Genomic DNA, 25,855 nt, shown 5'->3' with positions numbered 1-25,855 from the left:
TTCCGGTTTTCGATCTCCGCCGAAATACCAAAAACATATAGATTGCCAAACACAATCATACAAATACTCTTCTTGATACCTATATAGGCACGAAATCCATATCGGCTATGGCAAATAGGCCTTATGCGCCTGGAAAGGTAAATTCGTTTGCGATCGTTCATTCCCCTGTTTCTGCTGGCGCTTCCTTTTCTCGAGATCGCCGGCTTTATAGTCGTCGGCAGCGAGATCGGTGTCCTGCCAACACTTGGCCTCATCATACTCTCAATGTTTGTCGGTGTCTTTCTCCTGCGTTTTCAGGGTTTCGGCCTGATCCAGAGGATACGCCAGGAAGCGGCGGCGGGCCGCACGCCAGGTCGCGAGCTCGTCCATGGCGTAATGCTGTTCATCGCGGCCCTGCTGTTGATCATTCCGGGATTCATTACCGATATAATCGGGCTGCTTCTCTTCATTCCCGCCATACGCGAAATCGGCTGGCGCCTTGTCAGCGACCGGATCGTCGTGGTGGACGGCATGAGGCGCGGCGGCGCACGCCCGTCCGCCGGCCCCTCCAATGGCCGTGACCGGGTCATAGACCTCAACCCCGACGACTATAATAGCGACCCGAATCCACGCTCGCCCTGGAAGCCCGACGAATAGCACATGGTACGATGGGATTAGAGCCGGCGGCTTGCCTCGTCCCACCACACATGCTAGCCAGCCTTCATTCACTTTGAGAGCCGCCGCGGCGGGTGCAACAGAAGAAGGTTTCCAGACAATGGCTCAACAGCCTGACGAAAAGGCCGAGAACGGCAGCGAAGCGACCAATGGGAATGGATCGGTTCAACAGCAGACGCTGAACATTCTGGCTCAGTACGTAAAGGATCTTTCCTTTGAGAGCCCCGGCTCGCCCTTGTCGCTGCGTCCGCGCGAAAAGGCCCCGGGCATCAGCATCAATGTGAACGTCAACGCCAATCCGATTGCGGAGACCGATTTCGACGTCGTGCTTACGCTTTCGGCCAAGGCTGCCGACGGCAAGGATGTCCTGTTCAACGTGGAACTGGTCTATGGCGGTGTGTTCCGCCTCGAGGGCTTCCCGCAGGAGCACATGCTTCCGCTGCTGTTTATCGAATGCCCTCGCCTGCTCTTCCCGTTTGCGCGGCAGATCATCGCCGAGGCGACCCGCAATGGCGGCTTCCCGCCGCTGATGATCGATCCGATCGATTTTGCGCAGATGTTCCAGCAGCGCATGGCCGAAGAACAGACCAAGGCTCAGGTCAGCTGAACGGCTTGACGAAGCTTCGGAATTTCCGGATCGCGCTAAAACCAAACCCGGGCATCGACCCGGGTTTTTTCATACTGCGGCAAGGCGCGCCTTCCACAATGCCTTCTCTCCCAGCCTGTCCACCAGTGCGGCATGGGCGAGGCGTTCGGCTTCGGTCAGACGCGGTGGAAGCGAAACTGGCCGTTGTGACAGGACAATCGCGCTGGCCTGGCCGGTTTCGCTCCAGTTTCCTGGCTGTTCGGCAACCGTGAGGCCGAGAGCAGTCTGCTTGCCGCCGATCAGCTCGATATAAACTTCCGCCAACAATTGCGAATCCAGCAAGGCGCCGTGCATGGTGCGATGGCTGTTGTCGATGCCGTAACGGCGGCAGAGCGCATCGAGGGAGTTCGGGCCCATCGGATGCTTCCGCCTGGCCAGTGCCAGCGTATCGACGACCCGGTCGCTCGTGATCGCGGGATGGCCGAGCCTGTTCAGTTCAGCATTGATGAAGCCCATGTCGAACGTCGCATTATGGGCCACGAGCTTGGCGCCATCGATGAATTCGAGGAATTCGTCGACGATCCCGGCAAACACGGGCTTGTCCATGAGGACGTCATTGCCGATACCGTGCACGGCAAGGGCTTCGGCATGCACCATGCGGCCGTCCGGATTGATATAGACGTGGAATGATCGACCGGTTGGAAAGCGGTTGACGAGTTCGACGCCGCCGATTTCGATAATCCGGTCATCGAGCCGATCAAGGCCTGTGGTTTCGGTATCGAATATGATCTCGCGCATCGTTGCTCCTGGACCGCCGCTTTGCCTTTCCGTCCGATGCTTTAATCCGGATCGTGCGGCTGCTGCAAGCTTAACGGCCAATTCGCCTCGCGTCAGACGTCTCCGTCGATATCCACCAGGGATTTTATCAGTACGCGCACGGCATTGCGCGCTTCCGCCATTCCCTTGCTGGTATCGATGAGGAAATCCGCCCTGGCGCGCTTCTCCGCATCGGGCATCTGCCGCGCCAGAATGGAATTCAGTTTCTCTTCGTCCATGTCCTGCCGCGCCAGAACGCGTTGCCGCTGCACGTCCGCCGGTGCCGTAACGACGAGCACCTTGTCGACACGTCCGCGTGCGCCTGTCTCGAACAGCAGTGGGATGTCGAGGACGATCAGCTTTTCCCCGGCGCTCCTTGCCTGCTCGCGAAACTCCTGTTCCTGTCGCTGCACCAGCGGGTGGATTATCGCTTCGAGCCGCTTCAAGGCGTCGGGATTACCCAATACACGTTGAGCAAGCTTCTTTCGATCGACGCCATCCGGCCCTGTCGTCCCGGGGAATTCCGCTTCGATCAACGGAATCGCCGCGCCCGAATAAAGCCGATGCACGGCATCATCGGCAGAATAGACCGGTATTCCTTCGTCGAGGAACATCTGCGCCGTGGTGGATTTTCCCATCCCGATCGAGCCGGTGAGGCCGAGAACGATCATTTTGGCCGGCTGCCGCTGTTCGCCATGTCGGCGAGGACGATATTGCGCAGTTCGTCCGTGACGACGGGCCTGATGCCAAACCAATGTTCGAATCCGAATACCGCCTGATGCAGGAGCATGCCGAGGCCATCCACCGTCACCAGCCCATGGGCTCGGGCGGCACGCAGGAACGGCGTTTCAAGCGGAATATAGACGACATCGGTAACCAGCGCGTCCTTTCTGGCCGGTGAAATGTCGAGGGTGAACGCTTCCTTGCCTTCCATGCCGAGCGAGGTCGTATTGACGATCATGTCCGCCTGGCCGAGGAGCTCGGAAACCGCTGCCCATTCATGTGGCGTGACGGTGGGGCCGAACCTGTCGGCGAGTTCCTGCGCGCGCGACAATGTCCTGTTGGCCACATGGATTTCCGAGAATCCCCGCTGTTTCAGACCGTAGATGACGGCACGGCACGCGCCGCCGGCACCGAGAATGAGCGCGGATTCTCGTTTGTCCCATCCGGGCTGCGATGCGTCCAGATTGGCGAGAAAGCCAAAAGCATCGGTATTTCCGCCGACAAGTTGGCCGTTCTCGAACCATAATGTGTTCACGGCACCGATTTCCTCCGCGGCGCCGTCACGCTTTTCGCACAGGTCGAATGCCCTTTCCTTATGGGGAAGTGTGACATTGCCGCCGATGTAGCCATTCGGTTCCAGGCTGGCGAGAAAATCGGCAAAGCCTTCCGGCGCGACTTCAATCGCCTGATAGCTGCCATCTATGCCATGCTGCTTCAGCCAATAGCCGTGGATGATTGGGGAACGGGAATGCCGGATCGGAAATCCGGTGACGAAAGCCTTAACCATCAATGGCTCCTAGTTCGCGCAATTCAGCAAGCAACGGCAGCAGGGGAAGACCGACGATGGTGAAATAGTCACCCTCGACGCTCTTGAACAATTGAACACCTTCCCCCTCATACTGATAGGCGCCGACGCTTTGAAGTGCTATTTCGCCGACGCGGGAGAGATGTCTGCCGATAAATCCCGGATCGAGTTCCCTCAGCGTCATCCGCGCCACCGCGACGTGCCGCCACAAGGTCTGGCCGTCTCGGGCTATGACAACCGCGCTGTTCAGGTGATGCGTCTTTCCGGACAGTTTCAGCAATTGAAGCCGGGCCGCCTCCATGTCGGCAGGCTTGTGCAGTACCTCGTCATCCAGCGAAAGGGTCTGGTCGGAACCGATGACCAATGCGCCGGGATTGCTTTCGCTGACATCGAGTGCCTTCGCTTCCGCCAGAACAAGGGCGACATCTTCCGGCGATGCACCACTGTCATAAAGCGGCGCCTCGACGGCCCGCTCATCGATATTTGCCGATTGCCCGGTGAATTCGACACCGGCATTCTTGAGGAGGAGCGCGCGAAAAGGGCTTTTCGACGCCAAGATGATAGCCATTGTTTCTATCCCTGTTGCGATGCCGCCTGGGTTCGGAGTGCGAGAACAGCGGCAGCTGTTTCTTCTATCGACCGACGGGAAACGTCGATCGTCGGCCAATTGTGCCGGTGGCAGATCTGCCTCGCATAGGCGAGTTCTTCGATGATATTCGCCCTGTCGAGATAGCTATCGGCGTCAAATCCCTGCGTTGCGCCTAAAATACGGTGCTGGCGAACCTGCGATATCCGTTCCGCCGACGCCACGAGTCCCACGATCAGCGGCCTTTTTGCCGATATGATGGCTTCAGGCATCGGAACGCCGATGACGATCGGCACATTGACGGTCTTCACCCCGCGATTGGCGAGATAGATGCTCGTCGGCGTCTTGGACGTGCGGGAAATGCCGATCAGGATGACGTCCGCTTCCTCGATATCCGGCGGCAATTGGCCGTCATCATGCTCCATCGTGAAATTGAGCGCATCGATGCGGCGGAAATATTCGGCGTTGAGCACATGTTGGGCGCCCACGCGCCGGCCGGCCGGGGTTCCGAGATAGGATTGAAAGGTGGCAAGCACGGGCTCGAGCACGGACACGCAGGGAACGCCGAGCTGGCTGCAATTCTCGTCGATCAATGCGGCCAGCCGTTGATCCACGATCGTGTAGAGTACGATTCCCGGCTCCGCATCGATGTTCTCCAGGACTTTCCTGATCTGCTTCTCGGTGCGGATGAGGGGGTAAATATGTTCGATCGCCCGCGCATGCGCATATTGCGCCGCGGCTGCCCTCCCCGCCGCAATGAGAGTCTCACCCGTGGCGTCAGAAATCATGTGAAGATGGAAGTAGCTGATCGCCTTGGTCACAGAATTCTTTTGCTCCTGTTGAGAGCTGTGGAGAAAAGTCGGGATAATCCCCAAGTGATGGCAGCCATGTGGATTGTTGGCAAGTCATCCACAATGACCGCTGCTGTGGAACCATTGCCGGGGTCCGATGAACTATGTGGATAGTTGCGACTTATCGTCTGCCATTCACAACTGATCCCCAGTATCATCCACATGGTCTATTGCAGCATATTATTGTTTTTATTTGTTTTTATGCCAATATCAACAAAGCATGCGTTTGCATCCTGCCTTTATCCCGTCACGATGGCAAATCGGATGGGTGTGGGAAAATCGCGGCAATGTGTTAATTCCCACAACTAACAGACTCTAAGAATCAGAAAATCCGAAATAGATCTAAATTTCTTTTTTAAAAGAAGGACGGGGAGAGGGAAATGGTCCGGAAAGTGATGCAAGTCCTTAAGGGCGAAACCGTCTATCCCCCACCCATCTGGATGATGAGGCAGGCAGGAAGATACCTCCCCGAATACAGGGAGGTAAGAAAGACGGCCGGAAGTTTCCTCGACCTTTGTTATTCTCCCGATCTTGCAGTCGAGGTTACCTTGCAGCCGATACGTCGCTTCGGCTTCGACGCAGCCATCCTCTTTTCGGATATATTGGTGGTTCCGCATGCGCTCGGTCGCGACCTGAGGTTCGAGGAAGGCCGTGGTCCACTGATGACGCCGATCGACACGGACGGCATATTCTGGCTCGAAGCCAAGGGCGCAGCTGATCGGCTGGAGCCGGTCTACGAGACGGTCCGGCTGCTGCGCCAGCAACTGCCTGCGGAAACCACGCTGCTCGGCTTCTGCGGGGCGCCCTGGACCGTTGCGACCTATATGATCGCCGGTCATGGAACGCCCGACCAGGCGCCGGCACGCCTGTTCGCCTATCGTCATCCGGACGTGTTCGAAAAGCTGCTGCAGGTGATCGTGGAAGTTTCGGCCGAATATCTGATCCGGCAGATCGATGCCGGTGCCGATGCGGTCCAGATATTCGATTCATGGTCCGGTGTGCTCGACGAGGATTGTTTCGAGCGATATTGCGTTAAACCCGTTGCCGATATCGTCGCAAGGGTGCGGAAGTCGCATCCGGAGGTGCCGATCATCGGCTTTCCCAAGGGTGCGGGCATGCTCTACACGGATTATAGGCAGCGAACCGGAGTGACCGCGCTGGGGCTCGACTGGTCGGTGCCGCTTTCCTTTGCGTCCAAACTGCAGGCCGGCGGAGCCGTGCAAGGCAATCTCGACCCATTGCGCGTCGTTGCCGGGGGGCAGGCGCTCGATGAAGGTGTCGATCGGATCATGTCGGAGCTCGGCAACGGTCCGCTCATCTTCAATCTCGGACATGGTATAACGCCGGACGCACCGCTGGCCCATGTGGAGCAATTGGTGAACCGCGTTCGCCAGGCGCGTTGAGATATTCACAAGGGAGAGAGACGATGGCTGATGAAGTGAAAAGAGATGATGCGAAGGTGCCTGCCCTGCCGCGGATCATCGCCGCAGCTGTTGCGGTCATTGCGATCATCTTCGTCTTTCTCTATCCGGATCAGTCATATCTATGGGTGAAGGCGCTGCATGTGGTCGCCGTCATTTCATGGATGGCCGGCATGCTCTATCTGCCGCGGCTTTTCGTCTATCATTGCGCGGCGGAGCCCGGATCGGCCCAATCTGAAACCTTCAAGGTGATGGAGAACAGGCTGCTGAAGGCCATTATCAATCCGGCCATGGGCGTGACATGGCTGGCGGGCCTCTGGCTGGCCTGGCATACCGCCGCCTATCAGGATGGCTGGTTCCACGTGAAGTTCCTGGCGGTCCTGCTACTGTCGGGACTGCACGGATTTTTCACCAAGTCGGTGCGCCTGTTCGCTGCCGACAAAAACGAGAAATCGCAGCGCTTCTGGCGGATGATGAACGAGGTGCCGGCATTGCTCATGGTCGTCATCGTCATCATGGTCATCATTAGGCCATTTTGATTCATTACTAATATTGCATCGTCTATCAAATCCAGTCATGAAATCCCTTGCCCTCCTATTCATGATTGGTTAGATAGGGCCTCTCCTTACGGAAATACCGCCGTGGTAATATCGCCATTCGCCCGAATGGCACCGCATTCAGGCATTGTCATTTCCCTCCCCCAATCAATCTCATAGAAATCAGAGTTCCGCACACATGCAGGAAATGAAACTACAAGAACTAAAAAACAAGACAGCGGTGGACCTTCTGGCGTTCGCCGAATCGCTGGAGGTGGAGAACGCCAGCGTGATGCGCAAACAGGAACTGATGTTTGCGATACTCAAGAAACTGGCCTCGCAAGAGGTCGAAATCATCGGCGAAGGCGTGGTCGAGATTCTGCAGGATGGCTTTGGCTTCATGCGTTCCGCCAATGCAAACTATCTCCCTGGCCCCGATGACATCTATATTTCTCCCTCGCAGATCCGGCGTTTTTCGCTGAAGACCGGCGATACGGTCGAAGGTCCCATTCGCGGCCCCAAGGAAGGCGAACGCTATTTCGCACTACTGAAGGTCAATACGGTCAATTTCGAAGACCCTGAAAAGATCCGCCACAAGATCCATTTCGACAATCTTACGCCGCTCTATCCGAACGAGCGTTTCAAGATGGAGCTGGAAAACCCGACGACCAAGGACCTTTCGGCCCGCGTCATCGATCTTGTCGCTCCTCTGGGCAAAGGCCAGCGCGGTCTGATCGTCGCCCCGCCACGCACGGGTAAGACCGTGTTGCTCCAGAATATCGCCCATTCCATCACCGCCAATCATCCGGAATGCTACCTCATCGTCCTCCTGATCGACGAACGGCCGGAAGAAGTGACGGACATGCAGCGTTCGGTTAAGGGCGAGGTCGTCTCCTCCACCTTCGACGAGCCTGCCTCTCGCCACGTGCAAGTGGCCGAAATGGTGATCGAGAAGGCGAAGCGCCTGGTCGAGCATGGCCGCGACGTGGTTATCCTCCTCGATTCGATCACGCGCCTTGGCCGCGCCTACAACACGGTCGTTCCTTCATCGGGCAAGGTATTGACGGGTGGTGTCGACGCCAATGCGCTGCAGCGCCCCAAGCGCTTCTTCGGCGCAGCGCGCAATATCGAGGAAGGCGGCTCGCTCACTATCATCGCAACGGCGCTGATCGATACCGGCAGCCGCATGGACGAAGTGATCTTCGAAGAATTCAAGGGTACCGGCAATTCTGAAATCGTGCTCGACCGCAAGGTTGCGGACAAGCGCATCTTCCCGGCAATGGATATTCTCAAATCCGGTACGCGCAAGGAAGACCTGCTCGTTCCGCGCCAGGACCTGCAGAAGATTTTCGTCTTGCGCCGTATTCTTGCGCCGATGGGCACGACGGACGCCATCGAGTTCCTCATCGACAAGCTCAAGCAGACGAAGACCAATGGCGAATTCTTCGACTCGATGAATACCTAGCCGGGGCGACGTTGCTGCAGGAGCTCTTCAAGCTCCCCTGCGCTGGCAACCGGTGGAAGACATGAGAACCCGCGGCAAAGATATGCCGCGGGTTTTTCTATGGCTATGGCGCCACCACCCGGTATAAGTTCTATGGCCTGTTCATGCTGCCATTCGACCCAGATGTCGGTCCGGCGCGGATCAACCATTCGCGCGGCAGCTTGCACCAATTCATGGTCCTTGGTCGGCGTGACGAGCACGAGCTTGATAGGCTCGAGAAGCAGGCTCGCGCTGTTCAGGATGCCGGCCTGTCCGTAGCGCTGGTGCAGCACCCGCCCAACGGCCTTCGCTGCCACCCGCTCCGCCTGCTCCAGCAGATCGGTATTGCCGCCGGCAATGGCCAACCTGGTCAACGCCTCGATGATCTGGCTCGTTGCGCTGGATATCGCTTCATCCTGGTCGCCGCGAATACGGATGATCACGTCATCGGCGCGTGCGGCGCTGAAACTATATTCGTCGGGGCCCGTCCGATGATCGGCATTCAATATATCCAACCATTGCGCTGCCTCGGCAATATAATCTTCCTCGAATGTTGCCTGGTAAAGCGACACGGCTGCATTGATCATGGCGGCATAATCGGATGACAGGCCGGGAAACAAGCGCGATTCCCCGAGCACGGAATGGGGCACGCGCCCATCCTTCATCGAGGCGCGGATTTGATCATAGGCCGTTTGTGCCAGCAACACCCAGTCGGGTTGTTCCAACGCCCTGCCCGCCTCGGCGAGCGCCCGGATCATCAGCCCATTCCAATCGGTGAGCGCCTTTTCGTCCCTTGTAGGATGCACGCGCTTCTCGCGGATTTCGAACAATTGCCGCCGTATGGGCTCCAGCTGCTGCTCCAGTTCAGGGCAATAGGCGGAGCCTGCTGCCAGGCGATTGAGGATTGTCTTGTGCTCCCAATTACCTTCCGGCGTCACGTCATAAATCTCCCGAAACAAGGTAAATTCCGGGGAATCAGGGATTTCTTTGGCGCTCCAGCAGTAGAACTTGCCTTCTTCGCCCTCGCTATCGGCATCAAGACTGGAAGCGAACCGGCCATCGATCAGCATTTCTCGCCGTAACCATTCGACAGTCTCTTCGATTCGCCGGCGGAACAATTCATCTCCTGTGGCGTCGAAGGCCCAGAGCGCGTGGCGGATCATATGGGCGTTGTCGTACAGCATCTTTTCGAAATGCGGGACGAGCCAGCGATCGTCCACCGCATAGCGCGAGAGCCCGCCTCCGAGATGGTCATATATGCCGCCTTGCAGCATCGTGCCGAGGCTGGCAAGGAAAGCGTCGCGATGCTGGCGATCGCCGTTGCGTAACCAGGATAGCCACAAAGTGTCCATGAACGGGGCATTGGGAAACTTCGGCGCGCCCCGCAAACCGCCCTTCTCGGTATCCATGGCAGCGAATATGTTTGCGGCGAACTGGTCGAATATTTCCGGATCAAGTGTGCCCGGCTCCGCTTCCACAGCGAGGTTGGCCTGAAGATGCCGCGTCAGCGCGGTCACATTATTGGTGATCTTCTGCTTGTCGCTCTGCCAGACGCGGTGGATGGATGCGAGAATATCCATGAAGCCCGGTCGACCGTAGCGCGAGGTCTTGGGGAAATAGGTGCCGCCCCAGAATGGTCCGGCGTCAGGCGTGAGGAACATTGTCAGCGGCCATCCGCCCTGCTCGCCCATGGCGCCCAGCGCCGCCATGTAGATCTGATCGATATCGGGCCGCTCTTCGCGATCCACCTTCACATTGACGAAATGTCGGTTCATGAGTTCGGCAACTTCAAGGTCTTCGAAACACTCATGCGCCATGACATGGCACCAATGGCAGGCCGCGTAGCCGACGGACAGCAAGATCGGCTTACCCGTGTCCCTCGCCTCGTCGAGAGCATTCCGCCCCCAAGCTCGCCAATAGACGGGGTTATCCGCATGCTGGCGCAGATAGGGACTCGACTCATCGCCCAGTAGATTTGCCTCGGGGTACATTTTCCGCTCCGTCGCTTCCAGAATCCGCCAATGCAGTCTATCAACACTTTGTTAACTTCTGAAGCACGGCCAATATCCCATGGATGAGACAATTTTCGCCCTATCGAGCGGACGAGTACCTGCCGGTGTCGCTGTCATCCGGGTTTCCGGACCCCAGACTCGATTCGTAGTCGAAACAATTTCCGGTAACCTGTCGGAGCCGCGCAAGGCCGTTCTGCGCACTTTCCGTGACGGAAATGGCGACATCCTCGACAAGGGGCTGGTACTATTTTTCCCGGGTCCACACAGTTTCACCGGTGAGGACTGCGCAGAGTTCCATCTCCATGGTGGCGCGGCCGTGGTCGAAGCAATGTTCGTCGCACTGCAAGCAGTACCCCATTGCCGGCTAGCGGAGGCCGGCGAATTCAGTCGCCGCGCCTATGCCAACGGAAAGTTCGACCTCACCGCCGCCGAAGGCCTTGCGGATCTCATCGCAGCTGAAACAGAGAGCCAGCGCCGCCTAGCCTTGCTACTGGCCTCGGGTGCGCAGGCTGAACTCTATGCCGGCTGGCGCGAAGAACTGCTTCGCGCCCGCGCGCTGATCGAAGCTGAACTTGATTTTGCCGATGAGGCCGATGTTCCGGGTTCTGTCTCCGAGCAAGTCTGGCAATCGCTCGATGGTTTGGGCGCTCGGGTCAAAGCTCACATTGAAAGCGGCAGGCGGGGTTCAGTCATACGTGATGGATATCGGATCGTCATACTTGGCGCCCCCAATGCCGGTAAATCCAGTCTGCTCAACGCGCTGGCCGGATCGGAGGTTGCTATCGTCTCGGATGAAGCGGGCACCACACGCGACCTGATCGAAGTTCGGCTTGACCTGGATGGCGTAGCGACGATCATCACGGACACGGCCGGCTTGCGTGAGACCACGGGCAAGGTTGAGCGCATTGGCATTGAGCGCGCGCAGAGCCGCGCCGCTGAGGCGGACCTCCGACTTGTATTGTTCGATAGCGTCGATCCGCTCGCAGTCGATATGGCGTCGCTCGCCAATCCCCTGATCCGGATCGGCACAAAGGACGACCTTGCAACGAAGAGTCCGAACACCCTCTATGATATGGTTGTCTCGACACGGACCGGCCACGGGATGGATGAACTGATAACACGGATTACCAATCACGCAGTTGCGGCAGCGGGAAATCTGACGGACCCCCTGCCGACACGGCGCCGGCATCTCGATCTCCTGGCATCAACATTGAGTGAAATCGAAGAAGCGGTGAGTGCAGTGTCCGCGCCGCTGGAGGTACGAGCCGAGTATCTCCGGCGTGCATCGCACGCCTTGGGACGGATCACCGGTGATATAGGCGTGGAAGACATTCTTGATGTGGTGTTCTCCCAGTTCTGTATCGGAAAATGATTCACGTGAAACATTGCTGCAGGCGGGCAAAACGAGCCTTGTGTTTCACGTGAAACATATGCGTCGGGCTTGACTCAACACGGCATTTTGCCCATGTAGACAGCCATTCAAGCAATATGAGAGTCGCCGCTGTGGAAACCTCTTTTGACGTCATAGTAATCGGTGGCGGCCACGCGGGCTGTGAGGCAGCCGCTGCAGCTGCCCGATTCGGTGCGCGCACGGCGTTGGTCACACAGCGCCGCGATACAATCGGCGTCATGTCCTGCAATCCCGCGATTGGCGGCTTGGGCAAGGGCCACCTTGTTCGCGAGATCGATGCACTTGACGGGCTCATGGGCCGTGTTGCTGACGCGGCCGGCATTCAGTTTCGCCTGTTGAACAGGCGCAAAGGCCCGGCGGTGCGGGGTCCGCGAACGCAGGCTGACCGCAAGCTGTATCGACTTGCCATGCAGGACGCGATCTCACAGCAACCCAATCTGACGATTGTGGAAGGTAGCGCGGATGATCTCATTGTCGAACAGGATCGCCTCACCGGCATTCGACTGCTCGATGGGCAGCAACTGCGCTGTCGTTCTGTCGTTCTGACGACGGGCACATTCCTGCGTGGCCTGATCCATATTGGCGAGAAGAAGATGCCGGCTGGGCGCATGGGCGAGGCTCCTGCCCTTGGCCTATCGGATACGCTGGCAAGGTTTGGTTTCGCGCTAGGGCGTTTGAAAACCGGTACGCCGCCGCGGCTGGACGGGCGGACCATTGACTGGGCAGGCCTTGATGTACAGTCGGCAGATGAGTCGCCGGTGCCGTTCTCGCTGATGACTGACAGGATCACCAACCCGCAAATCGATTGCGGTATCACTCGCACGACGGCGGCGAGCCATGCGGTTATTCGCGACAATCTGCATCGGTCGGCAATGTATTCCGGTTCGATCGAAGGCATTGGTCCGCGTTACTGTCCTTCTATCGAGGACAAGATCGTCAAGTTTGGCGATCGCGACGGTCACCAGATATTCCTGGAGCCGGAGGGGCTGGACGACCACACGGTCTACCCGAACGGTATTTCAACCTCCCTGCCCGAGGATGCTCAGCTCGCTTTGCTGAAGACGATTCCAGGTCTGGAACAGGCTACCATGCTTCAGCCCGGCTACGCTATTGAGTATGATTACGTCGACCCGAGAGAACTGAACCGGGATCTCCAGACTCGCAAATTACCCGGACTGTTCCTGGCTGGGCAAATCAATGGTACCACGGGTTATGAGGAGGCGGCGGCGCAGGGCATCATTGCCGGGCTCAATGCAGCGCGGGTTGCCGGAACTGCGGACACAATCATTGTGCAGCGTACGCAGGCCTATATTGGCGTCATGCTGGATGATCTGACGGCTCGTGGCGTCAGCGAGCCCTACCGCATGTTTACTTCACGTGCGGAATTCCGTCTTTCACTGCGTGCTGACAATGCGGATGAACGTCTGACGCCGCAGGCGGCGGCATGGGGGATTCTCGGCAGCGATCGCGCTGCGCGCTTCACGGAGAAGACCGACAAGCTCGCCGCGGCACGGGCTTTGGCCAAGTCGCTTACCGCTACCCCGAATACAGCGGCTGCGGCTGGCGTGCATTTGAACCGTGATGGCGTGCGCCGTTCAGCCTATGAGCTTTTGGCATTTCCGGATATCGATGGCGAACGTCTGATCGGCCTGTGGCCGGAGCTAGGTTCCATTGACGCCAAAACCATGGCAGCGCTGGAGATCGAAGCGCAATATGCCGTTTACCTGGACCGGCAGCAAAGTGACGTCGCGGCAATGGAACGGGACGAGCGGTTGGCGATTCCGGATGGACTGGATTTCGCTAACACCGCCGGTCTATCCAATGAACTGAAGCACAAGCTGGCAACGCGTCAACCACGTTCGATCGGCGAGGCACAACGTATCGACGGTATGACGCCGGCGGCGCTTGCCCTTATCATCGCTCAGATACGCAAGGCGGAAACCAGCCACAGGAACGTCGCGTGAGCGATCGTCTGGCCGAGCTACGGGATGTGGTGCCTGATGTTTCACGTGAAACACTGGCCGATCTGATCGCATTTGAAGCGCTGTTTCAGAAGTGGTCGAAATCGATCAATCTAGCTTCTCCAGCCACGCTTGATCAACTTTGGTCGCGCCATATCCTCGACAGCGCCCAGCTCTTCAGTCTAGCGCCTGGCGCCCAGCGCTGGCTCGATCTCGGATCGGGTGGTGGCTTTCCCGGGATAGTCCTTGCTCTGATATTGAAGGCCCATGATGGCCGCCATATCGACCTCGTCGAGAGCAATATGAAGAAAGCGGCGTTTCTGCGTACGGCGCTTGGGCAGTTCCGTGCCCCAGCTACGGTTCATGCCCAACGAATCGAAGATACGGCCTCGCTTATCAAGGATCCGGACATCATTACGGCACGCGCGCTGGCTTCCTTAAACGACCTTTTGCGGCTTGCGCAGCCCTGGTTGGCTGCTGGCGCTACGGCGCTGTTTCAAAAAGGCCGGGATTACAGGCGAGAGATCGATGAATGTCGTGACGCATGGACCTTCGATCTGGTAGAACATAGAAGCGCAATCGACCAAGATTCTGTCATTCTGCAGATTTCGAATGTCCAGCGCTATTAGAGCAACCGATATCGACAGCGATAGAAGTCAGTTCAGGAACAGATCATGAGCCGCGAGACGCGCATAATAGCCATAGCGAACCAGAAGGGTGGGGTGGGTAAGACGACAACGGCCATCAATCTCGCAACGGCGTTGGCCGCAATTGGCGAGAAGGTGCTGATCGTGGACCTTGATCCTCAGGGCAATGCGAGCACCGGATTGGGTGTAGACAGGAAAGCGCGCGCGATTTCGTCCTATGACGTTCTGATGCAGCAAGCTTCCGTCATGGAGGCTGCTGTCGCAACCGCGGTTCCGAGCCTGTCGCTTATTCCGTCGACGCTTGATCTTCTCGGCGTGGAGATGGAGATCGCCAGCGCCAGCGATCGTGCGACACGGCTGCGGCGGGCGTTTACGACCGGATCTCTTCCTTTCAGCTATATTCTGATCGATTGTCCGCCGTCGCTCAATCTGTTGACGATGAACGCCATGTCAGCTGCGGATTCCGTGCTGGTGCCGTTGCAGTGCGAGTTTTTTGCGCTCGAGGGTTTGAGCCAATTGCTCGAAACGGTGGGGCAGGTCAGGGCGGCATTGAATCCGGCACTGACGATTCAGGGTATCGTACTGACCATGTATGACGGCCGCAACAACCTCGCCACGCAGGTTGTTGAAGATGTTCGCTCCTTCATGGGCGACAAGGTCTATAAGACCGTGATTCCGCGCAATGTCCGCGTCTCGGAGGCGCCTTCCTATGGCATCCCGGCGATTTTGTATGATCTGAAATGCGCCGGCAGCCAGGCATATCTGCAGTTGGCATCAGAAGTCATTCAGCGAGAGCGGCTTTTGCGAGCTGCTTGATCGATTCGATAACGAAACATAACAGGGCATGGGACTATGAACGAAGATCTGTCGAAAAAGCGTCTCGGGCGGGGTTTGGCTGCCTTGATCGGCGAGATGGACCGGGTGCCGGAGGAAAAAGTCGCCCCGGTTGCAACCATGGATCGGCAAATTCCCATAGAGTTCATTTCGCGCAATCCGCGCAATCCGCGGCGTCTGTTCACCGAAGGTGATCTTGAGGATCTCACGCACTCGATCAGGGAACATGGAATCGTGCAACCCGTGGTCGTGCGCCCGGTCGCCGGCAGTCCAGATCGCTTTGAGCTGATCGCTGGCGAGCGTCGTTGGCGGGCGGCGCAGCGTGCGGGTTTGGCGGCTATTCCAGTAATCATTCGCGAGGTGGACGATCGCGTCGCGCTGGAACTTGCGATTATCGAGAACGTTCAGCGTGCAGATCTCAATCCGATTGAAGAAGGCATGGGATATCAACAACTTATCGATGAACACGAGTACACGCAGGCGGATCTGGCCCAGGTGATCGGCAAGAGCCGAAGCCACGTCGCCAATACTCTTCGTCTGTTGAAATTGCCTGAAACGGTGCGCGACCTGATCACCAACGGTTCGCTGTCGGCGGGCCATGCGCGAACGCTGATCACTGCGGAGGACCCGTCGGGCCTGGCGAACAAGATTATCCGCGATGGGCTGTCTGTGCGTCAGGCCGAGGCGCTGGCCCAGGGCGAGGGCGGCAAGCCCGCCTCCGGGCAAAGGGCTGCCGAGCGTGAAAAGGATGCCGATACGCAGGCGCTGGAGAAGCTGCTGTCCGACGTGACGGGAATGCAAGTAAGCGTTAACCATAAGAACAAGGGCGGCGACGTGCGCATCCAGTACACGACGCTGGAACAGCTGGACGAAATCTGCCGGCGCCTGCAGAGCTGACGCCGCCGACCAACGCCGAGCCGATCAACGTCGACCGGCGCGCGCGGCCTCGGCTGTAAGAGCAATCATGGTCTGCCGGATAATCGGGATGGCGAGCGCGGCGTTGCGGCGGCTCTCCAATACGGTCTTCTGCAGTCGTTGCAGCGCCCGTCCGCAAGATGCCGTCGTCCAGCGCTGCAGAGCCGTCTCAACAAGCTTCTTGCGCGCGAAGAATATCGGCGGGCGGGCGCCGGCAACGGCCGATGCGGCGTTGGCGCCACCGACTTCCATGCCGTAACGTAACGTTTGTAACGTCTGGAATTGCCGGATTGCGGCGCTTAGCACCATGAAACTGGACGAGCCGACATTGATAACCTTGTCGAAGGTTCGAGTGAAATCGCCGATATTCCCGACAAGCATGGCATCGACGATCGTATCGAACGAGACCGCACTGGCATCGCCGATAATGTCGCGCACGTCTTCGACACCTATCCGTTCGCGGCCATGGGCGTAAAGGCAGATTTTCTCAAGCTCGGCCCGGGTGGCCAGCCTGTCTCCGCCCAGGCTTTCCTTCAGCAGCGTGCGCGCATCGAGCGTGATCTGCAGGCGGTATCGCGTCAGCATCTCGTCGATCGTGGCGTCGATGCCGCGCGCGTCGTCGCTATAACAGGGCAGGGCCATGGCGCTCGCGCTCTGTTCGACAACGCCGCGCAGGCCAGCACCTTTTTTCAAGTCGCCAGCCTCGATCAGAATGAATGTATCTGGTGGCGGATCCTTGGCCAGCGTGGCGACGACGTCGGCGAGTGCCTTCTGCCCCTGCGCATTGCGCACCCAGATGAGACGATCGCCGCCAAACATCGAAATTGTATTCGCTTCGTCCGCAAGCCGGCCGGGTTCCGCTTGTATGGCGTCGCCATCAAGGCGGATCACGGCGAAGGGGTCGTCCTTGGCCAACCCGGTCAGCTCGATGAATCGCTCGGCTCTCTCGCTGACCATGCCCTTGTCGGGTCCATAAATCAGCACGATCGGGTAGCTGCGATCCAGCCGCTTGAGAAAGGATTCTACTTCGTGGGCTTTCTTTTGTGACATGCCGCAGGTTTAGCGCATTCGCAGCCCGACAGGAATCGGTTTTATCCACCAAGCGCCAGCTCATGTGCAGGGGCGTGCAATCTGAATGCCGGACTGAAATGCAAAAAGGCCCGGTAGAACCGGGCCTTTTGATCTTCGGACAACTGGAGCGGGAAATGGGATTCGAACCCACGACCCCAACCTTGGCAAGGTTGTGCTCTACCCCTGAGCTACTCCCGCATGCACCAGTCTGTCTTGCGAAGCGGGGCCTATATGACCCAAGCGCTGACCAAATGCAACAGGGAAAATTGCACTTACGAAGGATAAGCTGAAATTTTAGCGATTTTGCCGGCTGCCGGGTTGAGGCGCAAAGTCCGAGCCGCTACGAGACATGATCTGACCCGCTATGTCCATCAAGGCTGGAGATGCTTATGCCCAAAACTTCTGACGATCTCATGCACTTCCTGACAAAGCTCGATATCCAGACGTCGACGATACAGCATCCGCCCGTGTTCACCGTTGCCGAGGCACAGGCGTTGCGCGGGCAGATCAGCGGTGCGCACACCAAGAACCTGTTCCTCAAGGACAAGAAGGACCAATATTTCCTGCTGACCGTCGATGAAGATGCCGAGATCGACCTGAAATCGATCCATGGCCAGATCGGTGCCGCCAGTCGGGTATCTTTCGGAAAGCCGGAAAAGCTGATGGAATATCTTGGCCTGACGCCGGGTTCGGTCAGCGTCCTGGGCGCCATAAATGACGAAGGCCACCGGGTGAAAATAGTGCTCGATCAGGATATCATGGCAGAAGAGGTGATCAATTCGCATCCCCTGACCAACGAGGCCACGACCTCGATCAAGCCAAAGGACCTTTTGCGCTTTCTCGAAGCCACCGGCCATGAGCCGTTGATCTTGAAAATCGGCGCAAAAGAACCGAACTGAAGGCATTGGCAGCAGAGGCGGGATGCTGACGCATAGTTGAGGACGGAGAGTTTAATGAGCAATACGAACAACCCCTTCGGTAGCGGCTATGGCGCCACGCCTTCCACCACGACTGTTTCCTTTGGGTCGAGCGCGCAGGTGTCCTCCGGCGGCGGCGATCTGATCAAGGATACGACCACGGCGGGCTTCTCGAAGGACGTCATCGCGGAATCGAAGAACCAGCCGGTCCTCGTTGATTTCTGGGCTCCCTGGTGTGGTCCCTGCAAACAGCTGACGCCGATCCTGGAAAAGGCGGTCAATGGCTCGGCTGGCCGGGTCAAGCTCGTCAAGATGAACATCGACGATCATCCCGCCATTGCCGGCCAGCTCGGCATACAGTCGATTCCGGCTGTGATTGCCTTCGTCGACGGCAAGCCGGTGGATGGGTTCATGGGCGCCTTGCCGGAATCGAAGGTGACCGAATTCATCAACCGCCTCGCATCTCCCGATGGCGGGCGTGACGAAGCCGTAAACTCGGCGCTTGAAGCCGCACGGCAGGCATTGGATGCAGGCGATTTCGAACAGGCAGGGCAGATATATTCTGCCGTGCTCGCGGAAATACCGGATCATGCCGGCGGGCTGGCCGGGCTCGCGACCTGTCTCGTCGAAGCCGGCGACGTGGAAGCAGCGCGAGAGACCCTCGACCGGGTGCCGGACGCCGCCCGATCGAATGCGGATGTAAGGGCGGCCGAGGCGCGGATCGCCCTTGCGGCGCAGGTGGCGCAGCTTGGCGATCCGAAGCCTCTGGAAGCACGCCTGGCGGCAAATCCCGCCGATCACCAGGCACGCTATGATCTCGCGATGATCCTCAATGCGCAGGGCCGGCGGGACGAGGCGGCCGATCATCTTCTTGCCATCATGAAGGCGGATCGTGGCTGGAACGATGATGGCGCGCGCAAGCAATTGCTGCAATTCTTCGATGCCTGGGGGGCGGGCGATCCGTCGTCGCTTGCGGCGCGTCGCAAGCTTTCATCTCTCTTGTTTTCTTGAGCGAGGTCCAGCACAACAACCGGGAGCAGGCAATGCAAGCAGGAAATGTCCGCTATCGCACGCTGGAGAACGTTCCGGATGTCGTCCCGATCTTCCCGCTCGCCGGCGCGCTGCTGTTACCCGGCGGTCAATTGCCGCTGAATATTTTCGAGCCTCGCTATCTGGCCATGGTGGATACCGCCCTGGCAACCAAGCGCGTGATCGGCATGATCCAGCCTCGGCTCGACCAGAACGGCGACGATGACAGTGCCTTGAGCGAGATCGGCTGTCTCGGCCGCATAACGTCTTTCGCCGAGACGGGCGATGGCCGCGTTCTGATCACCCTGCAGGGCATATGCCGGTTTCGCGTTACCAAGGAACTCTCGGTCAGGACGCCGTTCCGTCAGTGCAAGATAGCGCCCTTCCGTGCCGACCTCGACGAAGCCGATGACAGGGATGTGGACCGGACGGCGCTGCTGCGGGTTTTTCGTGCCTACCTCGATGCGAACAATCTCGAAGCGGATTGGGACGGCATATCGCGCGCCGGCAACGAGACCCTGGTGAATGCCCTTGCCATGATGTCGCCATTCGGCGCGGCCGAGAAGCAGGCGCTGCTCGAGGCGGCGGATTTGAAGACCCGCGCCGAAACTTTGATCGCCATCACCGAGATCGCCCTGGCCAAAGACCAGGATGACTATGAATCCGGATTGCAGTAGGATTATCCGCATGGCCGAGAAAAATCGCGAGATCGGAATTGACCGGAAGCTGCTGGAATTGCTGGTGTGCCCGCTGACCAAGGCCAACCTGACCTATGATGCGGAGAAATCCGAGCTGGTCTCGGAAAAGGCGCGGCTCGCTTATCCCGTTCGTGACGGCATCCCCATCATGCTGCCTTCCGAGGCCCGCCAGCTCGAGGGTTGAGCGCGGAGCGGGCTCGCACGGACGGGAATTAATGACTATATGAGCGCGATACCGGTCGGCAGCAGCCTGGGCCGGTGCGAGTTCAACGGGAGAAGCCATGGCGAGAAGCAATCAGACGGCCGACTGGGCCAATCGTTTTTCCCCCTCACTTGCCGAAATCGAATCGCTGGCCATCGAAGCCTATGCGCATCTGCCTGAGAGCTTCCGCGAGCTTTGCGGCGATATCACCATGCAGATCTCGGAATTTCCGGATGACCAGGTGGTTGAAGACATGGGGCTTGAATCCCCGTTCGAGCTTCTTGGCCTGTTCGAGGGCACGGGAATAGGCGAGCGCTTCTCACTGCAGACGGGGCAACAGAACAACCGTATTACGCTGTACCGCCGTGCAATTCTCGATTATTGGGCGGAATATGAAGAGACACTGGGTGACGTCGTCACCCATGTGCTGATTCATGAAATCGGCCATCATTTCGGCCTGTCGGACGATGAGATGGAGCGCATCGAAGCCAGCGTCGACTAAAGCCCGTTCCGGGAACAGGCATCATGGACTCAGTAGTCGCTGAGCTTGGTGCTTCCCGGCTCGTAATCGACGCCATCGACATCCTTGACGACGGCCTGGCCGCACTGCATCACGCCGGTTACGGAGTTGAACGCATAGGTCGGCGACCCGTAAATATGCCAGCCCTTGTTGAGGGCGGCCGTCACCTTGTGGCAGAAGCTCGAATCGTCCGGCCCTGTCAGAAAGCGATATAGTTTCATTTCACTGCTCCTCTGTGCGGCATGCGGTCTGCCGTCATTGCGGTAACTTCCGACCTGATTTGGCGAGGGTCCGCTGCGCCATATCAAGATGCATCCTCTCGACCATGCGGCCGTCGAGGCCAATCGCGCCCGAGCCGCCGTTCTCCGGCAGCGCGAAGGCGGCCACGATCTTCTCTGCCGCTGCAATCTCGGCGGGGCTGGTCGCAAAGGCGGCGTTGGCGCCGGGAATCTGCGTAGGGTGGATGAGCGTCTTGCCGTCAAAGCCCAGCGCAGCGGCCTGCGCGCATTCGGCGATAAAACCGTCCATGTTGGAATAATCATTGAACACGCCGTCGATGACATCGAGCTTTCCGGCGCGTGCGCATAGCAATATCTGCATCAGCCAGGGGAGAAAGCCGGCGCGGCCGGGCTCCAGGCGCGTTCTTGTCTCCCTGGCGATATCATTCGTGCCGACGACGAAACATTCGAGCCGTGCGGCGGAGCGCAAGCCGAGCTCGGCGATCTCGTCGCTGTTGAGAATGCCGCGCGGCGTCTCGATCATCGCCCAAAGACGGATATTCTCCGATGCGTCGGTCTCGTCGAGAACTTCCGCGACGGCGGTGACGTCCTGCGGCATCTCCACCTTCGGCAGGAGGATCGCATCCGGCTTGCAGGCGCGGGCCGCCAGCAGGTCTTCGCTGCCCCATTGGCTCGACAGATGATTGATCCGGACAATGCGCTCGAAACCGGCAGTCTTGCTGGCGGTGAAATGATCGCGCAGCGCCTCGCGCGCATCCTCCTTGCTCTCGGGAGCGACGGCATCCTCGAGGTCGTAGATGACGCAATCGACGTCGAGGGACGACGCTTTCGCCATGGCTCTTGCATTCGAAGCGGGGACATAAAGCACGGAACGGCGCGGGCGATAGATCGGAGTCATGATCGATTTCTGCCCTGATTGCGCCTCCGACACAAGAGCAAAGGCTCCTGCGGCAGGGCAGGACAAGCGAAATGCTTTGCTTCGCGGCCAAGCTGGTGTAAAGCCAAGGCCTACACAATTTATGAGATCTGCAGGCAGGCATTATGGATAAATTTACCCATCTCACCGGCGTGGCCGCTCCGTTGCCCATCGTCAATGTCGATACGGACATGATCATCCCCAAGGATTATCTCAAGACGATCAAGCGCACCGGACTCGGAAAAGGTCTGTTTGCCGAAATGCGCTATAATGAGGATGGTACGGAGAATCCCGACTTCGTCCTCAACAAGCCGGCCTACCGGAATGCGCAGATCCTCGTCGCCGGCGACAATTTCGGCTGTGGTTCGAGCCGCGAGCATGCGCCCTGGGCGCTGCTGGATTTCGGTATCCGCTGCGTCATTTCCACCAGCTTCGCCGATATTTTCTACAATAACTGCTTCAAGAATGGCATTTTGCCCATTCGCGTCAGCCAGGAAGACCTGGACAAGCTCATGGACGATGCGCAGCGTGGCGCCAACGCCACCCTGTCGATCGATCTGGAGGCGTTGACGATCCAGGGTCCGGATGGCGGCACGATCAATTTCGACCTCGACGAGTTCCGCCGTTACTGCATGCTGAACGGCCTCGATGATATCGGCCTTACCATGGAGAAGGCTGCGAAGATCGACAATTTCGAAGCGCTCAACGCGCAGCGCCACCCCTGGGCATAATCGCTCTCAAAAACCCGGCCTGGCCGGGTTTTTTTATGCGCTCCGCCGGCCACGGAAACTCCCGGGCACAAGATTATTTCGCCGGGTGCTTTTCTTCTTTGCTCAGATTGCGCTAAACACGCGCCATTCATCCTTACCGAACGACACGAGGTCTCACGACATGGCATCCAAAAAGCTCTTTCTTCTTCCTGGTGACGGCATCGGGCCAGAGGCTATGGCCGAAGTCCGGAAAATCATTGCCTATATGAATGCCGAGTTGAAGAGCGGCTTCGAACTGGATGAGGGCCTTGTCGGCGGTTCGGCCTATGACGCGCATGGCAAGGCGATCTCAGATGAGGACATGCAGAAGGCCCTGGCTTCCGACGCAGTCCTGTTTGGGGCGGTCGGCGGTCCGAAATGGGACAGCGTGCCCTATGATGTGCGGCCCGAAGCCGGCTTGCTGCGCCTGCGCAAGGACATGGAGCTTTTCGCCAATCTTCGTCCCGCCATCTGCTATCCGGCGCTGGCCGACTCGTCGTCGCTGAAGAAGGAGGTCGTCGAAGGGCTCGATATTCTGATCGTGCGCGAATTGACCGGCGGCGTCTATTTCGGCGAGCCCAAGGAGATCCGCGATCTCGGCAACGGGCAGAAGCGCGGCATCGACACGCAGGTCTACGACACTTACGAGATCGAGCGGATTTCCGGCGTCGCATTCGAGCTTGCGCGCACCCGCCGCAACAAGGTCACGTCCATGGAGAAGCGCAACGTCATGAAGTCCGGCGTGCTGTGGAATGAGGTCGTGACCGCGACGCACAAGGAGAAATATGCCGATGTCACGCTCGACCACATGCTGGCGGATGCCGGTGGCATGCAATTGGTGCGCTGGCCCAAGCAATTCGACGTCATCGTCACGGACAATCTCTTCGGCGACATGCTTTCCGATATCGCCGCCATGTTGACCGGCTCGCTTGGCATGCTGCCGTCGGCGTCGCTCGGCGCTCCCGACCCGAAGACCGGCAGCCGCAAGGCGCTTTACGAGCCCGTCCATGGTTCGGCGCCCGATATTGCCGGAACAGGCGCAGCCAATCCGATCGCCATGATCGCTTCCTTTGCCATGTGCCTGCGCTATTCCTTCAACATGACGGCCGAGGCCGACCGGCTTGAAGCGGCAATCGCGGCGGTCCTTGATGATGGCATCCGCACGGCCGACATCATGTCCGAAGGCAAGACCAAGGTAGGCACTACCGAAATGGGCGATGCCATCCTGGCCAGGTTCAAGGCACTGGCAGCCTGAGGCACGCATGAAAAAAAGCCCGGCGCGAGCGATCGCGCCGGGCTTTTTCGTTAGTGGGCCGACTATTCTACTTCGTGCAGGTCGGTGTCCTTCGTATCGCGAACGAAGAGCAGGCCGATGACCAGCGTCATCGCTGCGATGACGATGGGGTACCAGAGGCCATAATAGATATCGCCCTTCGCGGCACTCATCGCGAACACGGTTGCCGGAAGCAGTCCGCCGAACCAGCCATTGCCGATATGATAGGGCAGGGACATGCCGGTATAGCGGATGCGGGTCGGGAACATTTCCACCAGGATTGCGGCAATGGGCCCATAGACCATGGTCACGTAGAGGACCAGGATGAACAATATGCCGATGGTCATGATCCAGTTCACCCCAGCAGGATCCGCCACCATCTTGAAGGCGCCGGCGCCCGGCACGGTGTAGACCGGAACCTCGGTGGCGCCCGCCGCCTCTTCGGCGGTGATCAGCTTGTCCTTTACGGCCTGATCGACCGGAACCATGGACTTTTCACCGCCGCGGATAGCTGCCGCGTCCAGCGCAAGCTTGGGATTGGCGGCAACCAGTGCATCGAGCTTTGAGTCCACCACCTTTACCGGGTCGCGCACCAGCGGATAGCCTGCATCCTGCAATGCGACGTTGATGCCCTTCTTCAATGCTGCGTCCTTGGCGGCAACATCGGCACCAGCCGCAGCGGCGTCATAGGATTCCACCGTTTCGCTGCCGATCGTCACCTTGGCGGGAGTTCCTGCCGGAGCAGTCGCCGCGATGTCATAGGGGATCGAGCTCTTGGCGAGGAAGTCGGTGGCGATATCGCAGGAAGTCACCGGCTTGCGTGTGCCGACCGGATTGAACTGGAAGTTGCAATCGCCGGGAGCGGCGGTGACAGTTGCCCGAACCGTATCCTGCGCCTGGGCGAGGGCTGGATTGGCAGCCCAGGTCAGCGCCTTGAACAGCGGGAAGTAGGTGAGGATCGCCAGGGCAAGGCCGGCCATGATGATCGGCTTGCGCCCGATCTTGTCCGACAGCCAGCCGAAGAAGACGAAGAAGCCGGTGCCGAGAAGAAGTGCGATCGCGATCATGATGTTGACTGACTGGCCGTCGACCTTGAGCACGTTCTGGAGGAAGAACAGCGCGTAGAACTGGCCGGAATACCACACGACGGCCTGGCCGGCGGTGAGGCCGAAAAGGGCGAGCAGGGCCAGCTTTGCATTCTTCCATTGGCCGAAGGCTTCGGATAGCGGTGCCTTGGACCCCTTGCCCTCTTCCTTCATGCGCTGGAAGGTCGGCGATTCACTCAGCGAAAGCCGGATCCAGACCGAGACGCCGAGGAGGACGAAGGAAAGGATGAAGGGAACGCGCCAGCCCCAGGCGGCGAAGGCTTCCTTGCCGAGCCAGTTCTGGATCACCAGAATGACGATGAGCGACAGGAACAGGCCGAGCGTGGCGGTCGTCTGGATCCACGACGTGTAGTAGCCGCGCCTGTTGCTGGGCGCATGTTCGGCCACATAGGTGGCAGCACCACCATACTCACCGCCGAGCGCCAGGCCTTGCAGCATGCGCAGCAGCAGCAGAATGATCGGCGCGGCGATGCCCCAGCTTGCGGAGCCGGGAAGCACGCCCACCAGGAAGGTGGACAGACCCATGATCAGGATCGTGACGAGGAAGGTATATTTGCGGCCGACGAGATCGCCGATCCGGCCGAAGACCAATGCACCGAAGGGCCGCACGAGGAAGCCGGCGGCAAATGCCAGCAGGGCAAAGATGTTGCGTGTCGCTTCAGGATATTCGCTGAAGAAGGCCGTGCCGATAAAGGCCGCCAGTGAGCCGTAAAGATAGAAGTCGTACCATTCGAAGACGGTGCCGAGCGACGAGGCGAAGATGACTTTCTTCTCCTCTCGCGTCATACCTCGCCGAGAATCGTCGGCTACGGTTGTGGATGCCATTTCGTTTCCTCCCAGAAAACTGCAGTTAAGCCAAAGGGGATTTCACTCCGATATCTCCGCTTGGTCCCC

At 58.7% G+C, this 25,855-nt stretch carries 27 protein-coding genes and 1 tRNA gene; 17 read left to right on the top strand and 11 right to left on the bottom strand.

Annotated features, from left to right (window positions below; translation table 11 throughout):
* Positions 1-147: 147 nt before the first annotated feature.
* Complete coding sequence (locus OSJ75_RS06665; RefSeq protein ID WP_250016207.1) at positions 148-636, top strand: FxsA family protein; 489 nt, start codon at positions 148-150, stop codon at positions 634-636.
* Positions 637-754: 118 nt separating this feature from the next.
* A complete protein-coding gene (gene secB, locus OSJ75_RS06660) occupies positions 755-1,261 on the top strand; it encodes a protein-export chaperone SecB (RefSeq protein ID WP_250016210.1) in 507 nt (168 codons plus the stop codon).
* Between the two features lie 69 nt (positions 1,262-1,330).
* Here the strand turns inward: secB and dnaQ are convergent, their stop codons facing one another.
* From dnaQ to OSJ75_RS06635, 5 genes are all read right to left on the bottom strand, one after another.
* On the bottom strand, positions 1,331-2,038 hold the full coding sequence (dnaQ, locus tag OSJ75_RS06655) for a DNA polymerase III subunit epsilon (RefSeq protein ID WP_267227314.1): 708 nt from the start codon (positions 2,036-2,038) through the stop codon (positions 1,331-1,333).
* Positions 2,039-2,130: 92 nt separating this feature from the next.
* Positions 2,131-2,727, bottom strand: a complete 597-nt coding sequence (coaE, locus tag OSJ75_RS06650) for a dephospho-CoA kinase (RefSeq protein WP_267227313.1) — start codon at positions 2,725-2,727, stop codon at positions 2,131-2,133.
* On the bottom strand, positions 2,724-3,566 hold the full coding sequence (locus tag OSJ75_RS06645; RefSeq protein WP_267227312.1) for a shikimate dehydrogenase: 843 nt from the start codon (positions 3,564-3,566) through the stop codon (positions 2,724-2,726). Before OSJ75_RS06645 ends, coaE begins: the two co-directional genes overlap by 4 nt.
* Entirely contained in the window at positions 3,559-4,152 is a 594-nt protein-coding gene (locus OSJ75_RS06640; RefSeq protein ID WP_267227311.1) for a Maf-like protein, read from the bottom strand. Before OSJ75_RS06640 ends, OSJ75_RS06645 begins: the two co-directional genes overlap by 8 nt.
* Before the next feature lie 5 nt (positions 4,153-4,157).
* A complete protein-coding gene (locus OSJ75_RS06635; RefSeq protein WP_250016230.1) occupies positions 4,158-4,991 on the bottom strand; it encodes a pyruvate, water dikinase regulatory protein in 834 nt (277 codons plus the stop codon).
* Positions 4,992-5,401: 410 nt separating this feature from the next.
* Between OSJ75_RS06635 and hemE the strand changes: the two genes are divergently transcribed.
* From hemE to rho, 3 genes are all read left to right on the top strand, one after another.
* A complete protein-coding gene (gene hemE, locus OSJ75_RS06630; RefSeq protein ID WP_267227310.1) occupies positions 5,402-6,424 on the top strand; it encodes a uroporphyrinogen decarboxylase in 1,023 nt (340 codons plus the stop codon).
* A 23-nt stretch (positions 6,425-6,447) separates the two neighbouring features.
* The gene (gene hemJ, locus OSJ75_RS06625) at positions 6,448-6,981 is read left to right on the top strand and encodes a protoporphyrinogen oxidase HemJ (protein WP_267227309.1); all 534 of its coding nucleotides are present in this window, start codon (positions 6,448-6,450) and stop codon (positions 6,979-6,981) included.
* A 196-nt stretch (positions 6,982-7,177) separates the two neighbouring features.
* Positions 7,178-8,443 (top strand): transcription termination factor Rho, encoded by a 1,266-nt coding sequence (rho, locus tag OSJ75_RS06620; protein ID WP_250016236.1) that lies wholly within the window; start codon positions 7,178-7,180, stop codon positions 8,441-8,443.
* Here the strand turns inward: rho and OSJ75_RS06615 are convergent.
* Positions 8,440-10,452, bottom strand: coding sequence for a thioredoxin domain-containing protein (locus tag OSJ75_RS06615; RefSeq protein WP_267227308.1), 2,013 nt, complete (start codon positions 10,450-10,452; stop codon positions 8,440-8,442). The two genes, rho and OSJ75_RS06615, sit on opposite strands and share 4 nt — an antisense overlap.
* Before the next feature lie 79 nt (positions 10,453-10,531).
* On the opposite strand from OSJ75_RS06615, the gene mnmE reads away from it, so the two are divergent.
* The 5 genes from mnmE (at position 10,532) to OSJ75_RS06590 (ending at position 16,223) form a co-directional block, all read left to right on the top strand.
* A complete protein-coding gene (gene mnmE / locus OSJ75_RS06610) occupies positions 10,532-11,845 on the top strand; it encodes a tRNA uridine-5-carboxymethylaminomethyl(34) synthesis GTPase MnmE (RefSeq protein WP_267227307.1) in 1,314 nt (437 codons plus the stop codon).
* Between the two features lie 116 nt (positions 11,846-11,961).
* Positions 11,962-13,848, top strand: coding sequence for a tRNA uridine-5-carboxymethylaminomethyl(34) synthesis enzyme MnmG (gene mnmG, locus OSJ75_RS06605; protein ID WP_267227306.1), 1,887 nt, complete (start codon positions 11,962-11,964; stop codon positions 13,846-13,848).
* Complete coding sequence (rsmG, locus tag OSJ75_RS06600) at positions 13,845-14,474, top strand: 16S rRNA (guanine(527)-N(7))-methyltransferase RsmG (RefSeq protein ID WP_267227305.1); 630 nt, start codon at positions 13,845-13,847, stop codon at positions 14,472-14,474. Before mnmG ends, rsmG begins: the two co-directional genes overlap by 4 nt.
* A 45-nt stretch (positions 14,475-14,519) precedes the next feature.
* The gene (locus tag OSJ75_RS06595; RefSeq protein WP_250016266.1) at positions 14,520-15,308 is read left to right on the top strand and encodes a ParA family protein; all 789 of its coding nucleotides are present in this window, start codon (positions 14,520-14,522) and stop codon (positions 15,306-15,308) included.
* Positions 15,309-15,344: 36 nt separating this feature from the next.
* A complete protein-coding gene (locus OSJ75_RS06590; RefSeq protein ID WP_267227304.1) occupies positions 15,345-16,223 on the top strand; it encodes a ParB/RepB/Spo0J family partition protein in 879 nt (292 codons plus the stop codon).
* Between the two features lie 24 nt (positions 16,224-16,247).
* On the opposite strand, the gene holA is transcribed toward OSJ75_RS06590, so the two are convergent.
* Both holA and OSJ75_RS06580 read right to left on the bottom strand, forming a co-directional pair.
* Positions 16,248-17,291: a DNA polymerase III subunit delta gene (gene holA, locus OSJ75_RS06585; RefSeq protein WP_267227302.1), complete on the bottom strand. Its 1,044-nt coding sequence runs from the start codon at positions 17,289-17,291 to the stop codon at positions 16,248-16,250.
* Between the two features lie 144 nt (positions 17,292-17,435).
* A tRNA-Gly gene (locus OSJ75_RS06580) sits at positions 17,436-17,510 on the bottom strand.
* Positions 17,511-17,701: 191 nt separating this feature from the next.
* On the opposite strand from OSJ75_RS06580, the gene OSJ75_RS06575 reads away from it, so the two are divergent.
* The 5 genes from OSJ75_RS06575 (at position 17,702) to OSJ75_RS06555 (ending at position 20,660) form a co-directional block, all read left to right on the top strand.
* Positions 17,702-18,211, top strand: a complete 510-nt coding sequence (locus OSJ75_RS06575) for a prolyl-tRNA synthetase associated domain-containing protein (protein WP_250016329.1) — start codon at positions 17,702-17,704, stop codon at positions 18,209-18,211.
* Between the two features lie 54 nt (positions 18,212-18,265).
* Positions 18,266-19,240: a thioredoxin gene (gene trxA / locus OSJ75_RS06570; protein ID WP_267227301.1), complete on the top strand. Its 975-nt coding sequence runs from the start codon at positions 18,266-18,268 to the stop codon at positions 19,238-19,240.
* Between the two features lie 32 nt (positions 19,241-19,272).
* Positions 19,273-19,935, top strand: a complete 663-nt coding sequence (locus OSJ75_RS06565) for an LON peptidase substrate-binding domain-containing protein (protein ID WP_250016333.1) — start codon at positions 19,273-19,275, stop codon at positions 19,933-19,935.
* A gap of 10 nt (positions 19,936-19,945) precedes the next feature.
* Positions 19,946-20,140, top strand: coding sequence for a Trm112 family protein (locus tag OSJ75_RS06560; protein WP_267227300.1), 195 nt, complete (start codon positions 19,946-19,948; stop codon positions 20,138-20,140).
* A 97-nt stretch (positions 20,141-20,237) separates the two neighbouring features.
* Positions 20,238-20,660, top strand: coding sequence for a metallopeptidase family protein (locus OSJ75_RS06555; protein WP_250016337.1), 423 nt, complete (start codon positions 20,238-20,240; stop codon positions 20,658-20,660).
* Positions 20,661-20,689: 29 nt separating this feature from the next.
* Here the strand turns inward: OSJ75_RS06555 and OSJ75_RS06550 are convergent, their stop codons facing one another.
* Both OSJ75_RS06550 and OSJ75_RS06545 read right to left on the bottom strand, forming a co-directional pair.
* A complete protein-coding gene (locus tag OSJ75_RS06550) occupies positions 20,690-20,899 on the bottom strand; it encodes a DUF1737 domain-containing protein (protein WP_250016339.1) in 210 nt (69 codons plus the stop codon).
* A 34-nt stretch (positions 20,900-20,933) separates the two neighbouring features.
* Entirely contained in the window at positions 20,934-21,815 is an 882-nt protein-coding gene (locus tag OSJ75_RS06545) for an HpcH/HpaI aldolase/citrate lyase family protein (protein WP_267227299.1), read from the bottom strand.
* Positions 21,816-21,958: 143 nt separating this feature from the next.
* Here OSJ75_RS06545 and leuD point away from each other — a divergent pair, with 143 nt between their 5' ends.
* The gene (gene leuD / locus OSJ75_RS06540) at positions 21,959-22,564 is read left to right on the top strand and encodes a 3-isopropylmalate dehydratase small subunit (RefSeq protein WP_250016343.1); all 606 of its coding nucleotides are present in this window, start codon (positions 21,959-21,961) and stop codon (positions 22,562-22,564) included.
* A gap of 160 nt (positions 22,565-22,724) precedes the next feature.
* The gene (gene leuB / locus OSJ75_RS06535) at positions 22,725-23,837 is read left to right on the top strand and encodes a 3-isopropylmalate dehydrogenase (RefSeq protein WP_267227298.1); all 1,113 of its coding nucleotides are present in this window, start codon (positions 22,725-22,727) and stop codon (positions 23,835-23,837) included.
* A 62-nt stretch (positions 23,838-23,899) separates the two neighbouring features.
* Here the strand turns inward: leuB and OSJ75_RS06530 are convergent, their stop codons facing one another.
* Positions 23,900-25,786, bottom strand: a complete 1,887-nt coding sequence (locus tag OSJ75_RS06530) for an MFS transporter (protein WP_250016348.1) — start codon at positions 25,784-25,786, stop codon at positions 23,900-23,902.
* Positions 25,787-25,855: the final 69 nt, after the last annotated feature.

The organism is Phyllobacterium sp. 0TCS1.6A (assembly GCF_026420825.1).
GTDB lineage: Bacteria > Pseudomonadota > Alphaproteobacteria > Rhizobiales > Rhizobiaceae > Phyllobacterium.
The sequence above is the reverse complement of the archived record's forward strand: the minus strand, read 5'-3'. Positions and strand labels throughout refer to the sequence as shown.